Consider the following 10,038-nt stretch of genomic DNA (forward strand, 5'->3'; position numbering starts at 1 on the left):
CGTGGAGCAGAAGTACGGCAAGGTCGTGAACATCTCCTCGATCTCGGCGCTGGGCAACCGGGGGCAGGCCAACTATTCGGCGGTGAAGATGGGCATCCAGGGCTTCACCCGGACGCTGGGCATCGAGCTGGGGCCGTTCGGGGTCAACGTCAACGCGGTCGCGCCGGGCTTCATCGCCACGGAGATGACCGATGCCACCGCGGCGCGGCTCAAGCTGGACGTCGACGAGTTCCGCCGGCTCAACGCCGAGGCCAACCCGGTCAAGCGGGTCGGCCACCCCGAGGACATCGCCGCCGCGGTCACCTTCCTGTCGAGCGACGAGGCGTCGTACATCACCGGCCAGACGCTGTACGTCGACGGCGGCATCTCGCTGGGAACCTGACGCTCCCGGCACGCACACCGGCGGCGTTGGAGGCGCTTGACGACCGCTTCGCCTTCCAGGTCGCCTGCGCGCCTCCGCCTTGCCGGTGCACGCACCGGAAGCGTCAGGGTCCTGAGCCACCGGCTCACCCTGCAAGGCAACACCTCACGAGCCCGGACCGCGACACGCGGCCCGGGCTCGTCGGGTGTCGGGGACCGGTGAGGAACACTTGGCGGGTGCGCGTTTCCTCCCTTCGTACCGCCCTGCCCGCCACGCTCGTCGCGTTGAGCCTCGCGCTCGCCGGCTGCGGTGGCGATGACAGCAAGCCCAAGAGCGACGACAGCAAGCCGTCGGCCAGTCCGACCCCCGAGGTGCCGGCGACCTGGCCGCTGACCGGGCTCGAGGCGAAGGACGGCCAGTCCGTCGCGCTCGACCACCCGGTGATCGTCACCAAGATCGACAACTCGCCCAACAGCGCGCCGCAGATCGGGCTGAGCAAGGCCGACCTGGTCGTCGAGGAGCTGGTCGAGGGCGGGATCACCCGGCTCGCGGCGTTCTACTACTCGCAGCTGCCCGGCGACATCGGCCCGGTCCGCTCGATGCGCGCCAGCGACATCGGCATCGTCTCGCCGGTCAAGGGCGTGATCACCACCAGCGGCGCGGCAGGCGTGACCATCTCGCGGATCAACGGCGCCCACATCAAGTTCTTCCAGGAGGGCGGTCCCGGCTTCTACCGCAACAACAGCCGGCACGCGCCGTACAACCTCTTCACCAGCCTGCAGAAGATCGCCAAGGCGACCGAGGACGGCAAGGACGCCCGACCGGCCGACTACCTGCCGTGGGGCACCGAGGCCGACTTCACCGGCGGCGTGCCGGCGGCCACCATCCGCGCGAGCTTCGGCGGCAGCCACGCCACCAACTGGACCTTCCAGGGCGGCAAGTACGTCAACACCAACTCCAACGCCGCCCAGGGCGACCGCTTCCAGCCCGACACGGTGCTGGTGCTGCGCGTCAAGATCGGCGACGCCGGCTACCGCGACCCGGCCGGCAACTTCGTGCCCGAGAGCCACTTCGTCGGCAAGGGCAAGGCCCAGGTGTTCCACAACGGCCAGGTCGTCGAGGGCACCTGGTCGAAGGACAAGCTGAGCTCGCCGGTCACCCTCGCCACCGCCGACGGTACGGCGCTCAAGGTGCCCGCCGGCAAGGTGTGGATCGAGCTCGTCCCGGTCGACGCCAACCGCGGCTCGGTCACCTACGGCAAGTAGCCGGATCGGCCGGATCAGCCACACAAGCCGGACAACGCAGGATCCGCAGGTCGGCGGCTCGGAGGACTACTCCGGGTCGCCGACGGCGTTGTGGGGGCCGTCGCCCTCGAGATCGTCGGCGTCGGCAGGGGAGGCGAACGCGCTCGGCATGCCGATGCCCTGCTCGACCAGCGCCTGGACGCCCGCGAGCAGGAAGCCGATCGCCCCCTCGACCCGGCGGGCCGCGGCCTCGGGATCGGCGGCGGTCGCGACCGACTCGCCGGCCGACGACATCGCGCCGAAGAAGATCCGGGCGAAGGTCTGCAGCATCTCCTCGTCGAGCTCCCACGAGCCCGCGTCGAGGGTGGAGCGGACGATCTCGACGATATTGGCGAAGGTCGAGCGCTCCTCCTGCTCGCGGAAGCGCTCGTAGCCGAGCACGGCCGGGCCGTCCTGGATCACGATCCGGCGGTAGCGCGTCTCCTGGACGACGTCGAGGAAGGAGCGCAGGCCCTGCAGCGCCTTGAGCCACGGGTCCTTCTCGCTGCGCAGCGCCTTCTGGATCCGCTTCGACGACTCCAGCTCGACCCGCTCGAAGACCGACTCGAAGAGCGCCTGCTTGCCGGAGAAGTGGTGGTAGAGCGCGCCCTTGGTCACGCGGGCGCCGGCCACGATCGCGTCGAGCGAGGTCGCGGCGTACCCCTTCTCGGCGAACAGCCGCTCCGCGACGTCGACGAGGGCGCGCTTGGTCGAGGCGGAGTACGACGCGCGGCGCGAGGACCCGGGGACCTTGGGGACGAGTTTCGACACCGATGCCTTGGCCACCACCCGGCCAGCATAGGCGGGGCGACCGGTCGCGGGTGACACCGGTCACGTCCCGTCGTGGGCGGGATCACGGTGTCCTTGCGTTGGGCATACCTTCGGTCTGCTCCATACTCGAAGTACGTACCAGCGGTATGTCGGATGCCCCCGTTCGCGACAGCCGCCGAACGAGAACAAGGAGCTGACCATGACCTGGAAGGCCTTTCACCACCGCGGCGAGACCCTCCGCTCCGTGATCGCGACCGCGGCCGTGCGCCGGGACGGTCGCCTGCCGATGGACGTCGACGGCGTCTCCACCGGCTTCCGTGACGAGCTCGACCTGCTCGCCGCCCTCACCCTCAAGTGGCACACCCGGCTCTCCGGCCAGATCGAGCGGATGCTCTCCTTCCAGCCGATGGACCTCGACGAGGCCGTCGCGATCGCGTGGAGCAACACTGCGCACGAGCTGGCCGGCGTCCGCCTGATCATCGACCACTACCGCGAGCACCCGACAGACGACGCGATGGCGCAGGCCATGGCGGTCGCCCGGTTCAAGGAGCACCACCTGCTCGCCGTGATGGCCGGCCGCACCAGCATCGGCGACGAGACCGCCGACCGGATCGGCGGCGACATCGAGGAGCGGGCCCGCCTGCTCCACCAGGGCATGCCGATGATCACCCCGGACGCGGCGTACGCCGAGCCCGAGGTCCGCGGCACCCTCCTCGAGCGGCTGCGCGCGGTCGTCGCCGCCTGACCGACTCCTCTCCCGGCACGACCCCGGCCCCGGCGCACTCCTCCCTCAGTGCCGGGTCCGGGGTCGTGTGTGTTGGGGGATGATGGATCCATGTCGACCGAACTGGCCGCCGGGCAGCTGCTCCTCGCGGCCCCCGAGCTGCTGGATCCCAACTTCGTCGACACGGTCGTGCTGCTCCTCGACGTCAATGCCGAGGGCGCGCTCGGCGTCGTCCTCAACCGGCCGACCGCACTGCCCGTCTCCGAGGTGCTGGGGGACTGGGGCGACGTCGTCGAGGAGCCCGAGGTCCTCTTCCAGGGCGGACCGGTCTCGACCGACGGCGCGCTCGCGGTCGCGCTCGCCGTCCCCGGTGGCGAGAACGCGGCCGGCTTCCAGGCGCTGTGGGACCGGATCGGCCTGCTCGACCTCGACACCCCGCGCGAGCTCGTCGACGGCACCGTCGACCGGCTCCGGATCTTCGCCGGCTACGCCGGGTGGGGCGCCGGCCAGCTGCAGGCCGAGATCGCCGAGGGCAGCTGGTACGTCGTCCCCGGGGAGGTCGAGGACGTCTTCCTCGGCGACACCCGCGGCCTGCGCCGCCAGGTGCTGCGCCGGCAGCCGGGCGACCTCGCGCTGCATGCGACGCGGCCGGCCGACCCCGAGCTGAACTGACCGGGCGCCCCAGGGGAGTCGTGTGCCTGAGAACCCGTCTGGGCGGGTTCTCAGGCACACGACTCGGCCCCGGCACGGGCTTGAGACTTCCATGTCTCATGTGAGACAGTGATGTCTCACAACCAGGAGGCACGATGTCCACCCGAGACACGGTGCTGGCCGCAGCCCAGCGCCTGCTCACCACCGAGCCGACCGCGTCGATGGCGCAGATCGCCGCGGCTGCCGGGGTCGGCCGCGCGACGGTCCACCGGCACTTCTCCAGCCGCGAGGACCTGCTCCTCGAGATCGGCGAGCGGTCCCTCGCCCGCTGGGACGAGAGCCAGCGCGAGGTCGGCATGGCCGAGGTCGTGGCGTCCGGCGACCCGGCGCGGATCCGGGCCTGCCTCGAGGAGCTGCTCGACCGCTTCGTCGTCGACGCCGACGAGATGGGCATCGCGCTGACCGACCCGACGGTCGTCAACGCCCCCGACCTCCGGGCGCGGGCCGACGAGCTGTTCGCGCAGGAGGTCACCCTGTACGCCGCGGCGCAGGAGGCCGGCGTCCTGCGGGCCGACGTGCCCGCGCGCTGGCTCGGGCACTCCGTCTACGGCCTGCTGGTCGCGGTCCGCGACGCGCTCGTCGCCGGCGACATCGCCCGGCGCGACGCCGAGGCGCTGGTCCGCTCGACCTTCCTCGACGGGAGCGCGGCCCGATGAGCGCGCTCGTCACGCCCACCACCGCGGCGCCGGTCCGCGGCCGCTGGGGCGGACTCGCCGTCCTCTCCGCGGCGCTGCTCGTCGTCGTGATGGACATGACCGTCCTCAACGTCGCGCTGCCCGACCTGACCGAGGACCTCCACGCCGGGGCGCTCGCCCAGCTGTGGATCGTCGACGTCTACGCGCTCGTGCTCGCCGGCCTGCTGATCCCGCTGTCCGCCCTCGCGGACCGGTGGGGACGGCGTCGGATGCTGCTCGTCGGCTTCGCGATCTTCACCCTCGCCTCGCTCGCGGCGCTCGTCGCCGACAGCGCCGGCGACGTGATCGCGGTCCGCGCGGTGCTCGGCATCGGCGGCGCGATGATCATGCCGGCGACGCTCTCGCTGATCCGCGCGCTCTTCCCGGACGCCCGCGAGCGCGCCTTCGCGCTCGGCCTCTGGGCCGCGACCGCCGCGGTGGGCGGCGCGATCGGCCCGATCGTCGGCGGTGCGCTGCTCACCGGGTTCAGCTGGCACGCGGCCTTTCTCGTCAACGTGCCGTTCATGGTCGTCGCGCTGATCGCCGGCGCCCTGCTGCTCCCCGAGAGCCGCTCGGAGCGACCCGGCCGGGTCGACGCGCTCGGCGTCCTGCTCTCGGTCGGCGGCATGATCACGGCCGTCTACGGCGTCAAGCACCTCGGCAAGGGTGACCTCGACGCCGCCACGCTGCTGATGCTCGCCGCCGGCATCGCGCTGCTCGCGGCCTTCGTGCTGCGCTGCCTCCGTCAGGACGAGCCGATGCTCGCCGTACGCCTGTTCGCCAACCCGGTGTTCAGCGCCGGCGTCGCCACCGCGCTGGTCAGCAGCACCGTGGTGACCGTGCTGCTGTTCGTCGGCTCGCAGTGGCTGCAGCTGGTCCAGGGCTGGACGCCGATCGTCACCGGCGTCGCGCTGCTCCCGATGGCGCTCGGCGGCCTGGTGGGCCCGCCGCTCGCCCCGGCGGTCGCGGCCCGGGTCGGCGCCCGCACCGTCATCGTCGCCGGGCTGCTCGTGCTCGCCGCCGGCATGCTCGTGCTGTGGCTGCTCCCACGCCCGATGCCGTACGGCGGGCTCGCGCTCGCGCTGCTCCTCGTCGGGTTCGGCGGCGCCGCGCTCGGCCTCGCGTCCGCGCTCATCATGGGCGCCGCCCCGGCCCACCAGGCCGGCTCGGCGGCCGCGGTCGAGGAGATGTCCTACGAGGTCGGCGGCGTGATCGGCATCGCGGTGCTCGGCAGCCTGGCCGGCGTCGTCTACCGGCAGGGTCTGCCGTCCGGCGCGCCCGACGCCGCTGTGGAGTCCGTCACGGGCGCCCTCGGCACGTCGGTCGAGCCGGCCGCGCTCGCGTCGTACACGGACGCCTTCGCGGCGGTCGGCCTCGCCGGCGCGGTGATCACGCTGCTCGTCGCGGCGCTGGTGTGGTGGCAGCTGCCGAAGGACGTGGATGTCTCCGGAGGGCATTAGACTCCGGCATGTGACCACGATCGGCTTCTCGACAGAAACGGACGTCCGCGAGGACCGCCGTACCGTCCCGACCGACGAGGGCGACCACGAGCGGTTCTCGCACTACGTCGACAAGGACAAGCTCACCGAGGCCATGGTCATGGGCACGCCGGTCGTCGCGCTGTGCGGCAAGGTCTGGGTGCCGAGCCGCGCGCCGGAGAAGTTCCCGGTCTGCCCGGACTGCAAGGAGATCTGGGAGAGCCTGTCGGAGGACGGCGAAGGGTCCGGTCCCGACGCATGACCTCGCTCGGTCCGGCCTGGCCGGAGCGGGCAGCCTGGGGCACGGCGCCATCGCTGCGTGCCTGGCAGTCTGCCGCGCTCAACGACTACCTCGCCCGCTCCCCGCGGGACTTCCTCGCCGTGGCGACGCCCGGCGCCGGCAAGACGACCTTCGCGCTGACCGTCGCGGCCGAGCTGCTCGGGCGGCGAGTCGTCGACCGGCTGATCATCGTCGCGCCCACCGAGCACCTGAAGCTGCAGTGGGCGGAGGCGGCCGCGCGCGCGGGACTGCCGATCGACCCGACGTACTCCGCGGGCAGCGGCAAGATCTCCAGCGACTACGTCGGCGTCGCGGTCACCTATGCGGGTGTCGGCGTCAACCCGCTGGCGCTGCGGATCCGCACCGAGCGGTTCCGGACGCTGGTCATCCTCGACGAGATCCACCACGCCGGCGACTCGCTCACCTGGGGTGAGGGCGTCCGCGAGGCGTTCGAGCCGGCGGCCAAGCGCCTGGCGCTGACCGGCACGCCCTTCCGCTCCGACATCAACCCGATCCCGTTCGTGTCCTATGCCCCGGGCGAGGGCGGCGTCCCGACGTCGGTGGCCGACTACACCTACGGCTACGCCGACGCGCTGGCCGACCACGTCGTCCGTCCGGTGCTCTTCCTCGCCTACTCGGGGCAGATGAGCTGGCGCACCCGCGCCGGCGACGAGGTCGCCGCGTCCCTCGGCGAGCCGCTCACCAAGGACATGACCTCGCAGGCGCTGCGGACCGCGCTCGACCCCAACGGCTCCTGGATGCCGTCGGTGCTGGCGGCGGCCGACAAGCGCCTCTCGGAGGTACGCCGGCACGTGCCCGACGCCGGCGGTCTGGTCATCGCGACCGACCAGGACAGCGCGCGCGCCTACGCCAAGCTGCTCAAGGGGATCAGCGGCGAGTCGCCGACCGTCGTCCTGTCGGACGAGAAGGCCGCGTCGAAGAAGATCTCGGCGTTCAGCGAGGGCGACTCGCGCTGGATGGTCGCCGTCCGGATGGTGTCCGAGGGCGTCGACGTACCGCGTCTCTCGGTCGGCGTGTGGGCCACGACCACCTCGACGCCGCTGTTCTTCGCACAGGCCGTCGGCCGCTTCGTGCGGGCCCGCAAGCGTGGCGAGATCGCGTCGGTGTTCCTGCCGTCGGTGCCCAACCTGCTGTCGTTCGCGTCCGAGCTCGAGGTGCAGCGCGACCACGTCCTGGGCCGCAAGGTCAACGACGAGGGCGACATCTTCTCGGCCGAGGAAGACCTGATGAACCAGGCGAACGCCAGCGAGGGCGCCTCGGAGGAGCTCGAGCTGACGCCGTTCGAGGCGCTCGGCTCGGAGGCCCGCTTCGACCACGCGCTCTACGACGGCGCGCAGTTCGGCCACGAGGGCGAGGTCCACGTGGGCTCGGAGGAGGAGATGGACTTCCTCGGCATCCCGGGCCTCCTCGAGCCCGACCAGGTCAGCGCGCTGCTCCAGCAGCGGCAGGCCGACCGACGCCGTACCCGTCGCACGGGGGTGGCCGAGGAGGAGCGCCCCGCCGACACCGTCGCCGAGGTCACCACCCACGAGCACCTAGGCCTGCTGCGCCGCGAGCTCAACTCGCTGGTCGCGTCGTGGCACCACCGCACCGGCCAGGCGCACGGCATCACCCATGCCGCGCTGCGCAAGGAGTGCGGCGGGCCGGCGGCGGCCGTGGCGAGCGCGGATCAGCTCCAGAAGCGGATCGAGCGGATCCGCGAGTGGGCGGTCAAGAAGACGTCGTAGACGCGTAGCGTCAGGGGGCTCGGTCGTCGAGGCGCTCGGCGAGCCAGGCCTCGATGCCGGCGCGGGCGGCCCGCGCCATCGGCGTGGGGTGTGCGGTGAAGCCGTGCGGCGCCGCGGGGTGGATCCGCAGGTCGACGTCGACGCCTGCCGCGGCGAGACGGGCGGCCATCGCCCGGTTGTCGTCGAGCAGGACGTCGTCGGCGCCGACGACCATGAGGAGGGGCGGCAGCCCGGCCAGGTCGGCGTCGTCGGCGTAGATCGGCGAGAGGTCGGGATCGGTGCGGTCGGGGGCGTCGCCCGCGTAGGCGTCGAGGAAGTACTCGTCGGCGATGAGCCGGCCCGCCGGCGTCCGCCCGCTGAGGTCGTAGGTGCCGAACTCCAGGACGGCGCCCGCGATGCGGCCGCCGTCCTGGTCGAGGAGCCGGAGCAGGGTGGTGACGGCGAGCGTCGCGCCGGCGGAGAAGCCGGTCAGCGCGATCCGGTCGGTGCCGAAGCGGTCGGCCGCGTCGGCGAGGAGCCAGCGCGCGACGCACGCGCAGTCGTCGGGCGCCGCCGGCCACGGGTGCTCGGGCGCGAGCCGGTAGTCGACGCCGACGACCACGACGCCGAGGCGGTCGGCGAGCTCGCGGTCACGGACGTCGCCGTCCGCGGCGGAGCCGAGGTAGAAGCCGCCTCCGTGGATGTCGACGAGGACGCCGCCGGGCCGGCCGGTGACGGGGAGGTGGATGCGGACGGGGACCTCGTGGCCCGCGGCCCGGGCGACGTCCTGGATCGCTGGGGGCGCGGCGGGCGTCGCGGCGGTGCGCGCGGCGCGGGCGGCGAGCAGTTCGGCGGGGGAGGAGGGTCCGCGGCCCGGCGTACGGGTGGCGTAGAAGGCGCGGGTCTCCTCGACGAGGGCGAGCAGCCCGGGATCGATCATCCGGCGAACGGGCGGACGCCCGGGCCGGGCCGGGTGGCGACGTCGCGCGGCTGGAGCGTGTGGCCCGCCGCGCACCGGACCTCGACGTGGACCGGCTCCTCGCACTCGCGGTGCACGAACACCGTCGGCGGGCCGCCCGGATCGGCGAGGTGGCGGTCGCCCCAGTGGCTGATCGCGAGCAGGATCGGCTGGAGCTCGAGGCCCTTGTCGGTGAGGCGGTACTCGTGGCGGGTGCGGGCGCCGTCGCTGCGGTAGGGGGCCTTGCGCAGGATCCCGTGATCGACCAGCAGGGCGAGTCGGTCGGTGAGGACCTGGCGGGGGATGCCGGCGTGCCGGCGGATGTCGTCGAAGCGTCGTACGCCGAGGAAGACCTCGCGCAGCACGACCACGGTCCACCGCTCGCCGAGGATCGCCATCGCCCGGCCGAGCGTGCAGTTGTCGACCGACCAGGCCAGCGCCGGGGCGGTCTCGGTGTCGGTGCCGCTCATCGGGCCAGCATAGGGCGATCTAGGTCTCGTTGACAGACTCAGCATCGCGCTGGTCTGATGGGCTCATGACTGAGTCCGCGATCCAGACCCAGGTGGCGCCGATCGACCCGGCCGCGCTGGACGGCTTCGAGCAGCTCCTCGCCATGCGCGACGGGCGCCTGCCCGCCGCGCCGATCGCCGAGACGCTCGGCTTCGCGGGGTTCGACGTCCCCGAGCGCGGCACCGCGATCTTCGAGCTCGACCCCGAGCTGCGGCACTACAACCCGATCGGCAGCGTCCACGGCGGCGTCTTCGCGACCCTGCTCGACTCCGCGTGCGGATGCGCCGTGCACTCGACGCTGGCGGTCGGCGAGGGGTACACCTCGCTCGACCTGACCGTGAAGTTCCTCAAGCCGGTCACGGTCGACTCGGGCCGGATCCGGGCCGTCGGGACGGTGCTGCAGCGGGGGCGGCGGACGGCGCTCGCCGAGGCGAAGCTGTACGACGGGCGAGGGAAGCTGGTCGCGTACGCGAGCTCGAGCTGCATGATCTTCGCCTAGCCGACCCGGCAGAAACTGGCTCCCGAATTGCGCTGACCCGGCGCAAACTAGCTCACACAACA

12 protein-coding genes are annotated in these 10,038 nt (G+C 72.5%); 9 read left to right on the top strand and 3 right to left on the bottom strand.

The window, feature by feature from the left end:
* Both AB4880_RS00005 and AB4880_RS00010 read left to right on the top strand, forming a co-directional pair.
* Positions 1–382: SDR family oxidoreductase (locus AB4880_RS00005; RefSeq protein WP_367917134.1), on the top strand; the 382-nt coding region annotated here is incomplete at its 5' end.
* Positions 383–597: 215 nt separating this feature from the next.
* Complete coding sequence (locus AB4880_RS00010; RefSeq protein WP_367917135.1) at positions 598–1,626, top strand: DUF3048 domain-containing protein; 1,029 nt, start codon at positions 598–600, stop codon at positions 1,624–1,626.
* A gap of 66 nt (positions 1,627–1,692) precedes the next feature.
* On the opposite strand, the gene AB4880_RS00015 is transcribed toward AB4880_RS00010, so the two are convergent.
* Positions 1,693–2,433 carry a TetR/AcrR family transcriptional regulator gene (locus AB4880_RS00015; RefSeq protein ID WP_367917136.1) on the bottom strand — a complete coding sequence of 247 codons (741 nt, stop codon included), beginning with the start codon at positions 2,431–2,433 and terminating at the stop codon, positions 1,693–1,695.
* 181 nt (positions 2,434–2,614) lie between these two features.
* Between AB4880_RS00015 and AB4880_RS00020 the strand changes: the two genes are divergently transcribed.
* The 6 genes from AB4880_RS00020 to AB4880_RS00045 all read left to right on the top strand — a co-directional run bounded on the left by AB4880_RS00020 (position 2,615) and on the right by AB4880_RS00045 (position 8,030).
* A complete protein-coding gene (locus tag AB4880_RS00020) occupies positions 2,615–3,160 on the top strand; it encodes a hypothetical protein (protein WP_367917137.1) in 546 nt (181 codons plus the stop codon).
* A gap of 90 nt (positions 3,161–3,250) precedes the next feature.
* Entirely contained in the window at positions 3,251–3,811 is a 561-nt protein-coding gene (locus AB4880_RS00025) for a YqgE/AlgH family protein (RefSeq protein WP_367917138.1), read from the top strand.
* Between the two features lie 134 nt (positions 3,812–3,945).
* Positions 3,946–4,506 carry a TetR/AcrR family transcriptional regulator gene (locus AB4880_RS00030; protein WP_367917139.1) on the top strand — a complete coding sequence of 187 codons (561 nt, stop codon included), beginning with the start codon at positions 3,946–3,948 and terminating at the stop codon, positions 4,504–4,506.
* On the top strand, positions 4,503–5,984 hold the full coding sequence (locus tag AB4880_RS00035) for an MFS transporter (RefSeq protein WP_367917140.1): 1,482 nt from the start codon (positions 4,503–4,505) through the stop codon (positions 5,982–5,984). The genes AB4880_RS00030 and AB4880_RS00035 overlap by 4 nt, the downstream gene beginning before the upstream one ends.
* Before the next feature lie 10 nt (positions 5,985–5,994).
* Positions 5,995–6,264 (top strand): DUF3039 domain-containing protein, encoded by a 270-nt coding sequence (locus tag AB4880_RS00040; RefSeq protein ID WP_437440490.1) that lies wholly within the window; start codon positions 5,995–5,997, stop codon positions 6,262–6,264.
* Positions 6,261–8,030, top strand: a complete 1,770-nt coding sequence (locus AB4880_RS00045; RefSeq protein ID WP_367917141.1) for a DEAD/DEAH box helicase — start codon at positions 6,261–6,263, stop codon at positions 8,028–8,030. Before AB4880_RS00040 ends, AB4880_RS00045 begins: the two co-directional genes overlap by 4 nt.
* Positions 8,031–8,040: 10 nt before the next feature.
* Here AB4880_RS00045 and AB4880_RS00050 read toward each other — a convergent pair whose 3' ends face one another.
* Both AB4880_RS00050 and AB4880_RS00055 read right to left on the bottom strand, forming a co-directional pair.
* Entirely contained in the window at positions 8,041–8,949 is a 909-nt protein-coding gene (locus AB4880_RS00050) for an alpha/beta hydrolase (RefSeq protein ID WP_367917142.1), read from the bottom strand.
* On the bottom strand, positions 8,946–9,437 hold the full coding sequence (locus tag AB4880_RS00055; protein WP_367917143.1) for a winged helix-turn-helix transcriptional regulator: 492 nt from the start codon (positions 9,435–9,437) through the stop codon (positions 8,946–8,948). Before AB4880_RS00055 ends, AB4880_RS00050 begins: the two co-directional genes overlap by 4 nt.
* Positions 9,438–9,502: 65 nt before the next feature.
* Between AB4880_RS00055 and AB4880_RS00060 the strand changes: the two genes are divergently transcribed.
* On the top strand, positions 9,503–9,976 hold the full coding sequence (locus tag AB4880_RS00060) for a PaaI family thioesterase (RefSeq protein WP_367917144.1): 474 nt from the start codon (positions 9,503–9,505) through the stop codon (positions 9,974–9,976).
* The last annotated feature ends 62 nt before the right edge of the window (positions 9,977–10,038 follow it).

Source organism: Nocardioides ginsengisoli (assembly GCF_039537225.1).
Lineage (GTDB): Bacteria > Actinomycetota > Actinomycetes > Propionibacteriales > Nocardioidaceae > Nocardioides > Nocardioides ginsengisoli.

Excerpts from the sequence above, each read along its gene's own strand:
- AB4880_RS00055 (WP_367917143.1), bottom strand. The coding sequence starts at position 9,437 with ATGAGCGGCACCGACACCGAGACCGCCCCGGCGCTGGCCTGGTCGGTC.
- AB4880_RS00060 (WP_367917144.1), top strand. The coding sequence starts at position 9,503 with ATGACTGAGTCCGCGATCCAGACCCAGGTGGCGCCGATCGACCCGGCC.
- AB4880_RS00030 (WP_367917139.1), top strand. The coding sequence starts at position 3,946 with ATGTCCACCCGAGACACGGTGCTGGCCGCAGCCCAGCGCCTGCTCACC.
- AB4880_RS00045 (WP_367917141.1), top strand. The coding sequence starts at position 6,261 with ATGACCTCGCTCGGTCCGGCCTGGCCGGAGCGGGCAGCCTGGGGCACG.
- AB4880_RS00050 (WP_367917142.1), bottom strand. The coding sequence starts at position 8,949 with ATGATCGATCCCGGGCTGCTCGCCCTCGTCGAGGAGACCCGCGCCTTC.
- AB4880_RS00025 (WP_367917138.1), top strand. The coding sequence starts at position 3,251 with ATGTCGACCGAACTGGCCGCCGGGCAGCTGCTCCTCGCGGCCCCCGAG.
- AB4880_RS00020 (WP_367917137.1), top strand. The coding sequence starts at position 2,615 with ATGACCTGGAAGGCCTTTCACCACCGCGGCGAGACCCTCCGCTCCGTG.
- AB4880_RS00035 (WP_367917140.1), top strand. The coding sequence starts at position 4,503 with ATGAGCGCGCTCGTCACGCCCACCACCGCGGCGCCGGTCCGCGGCCGC.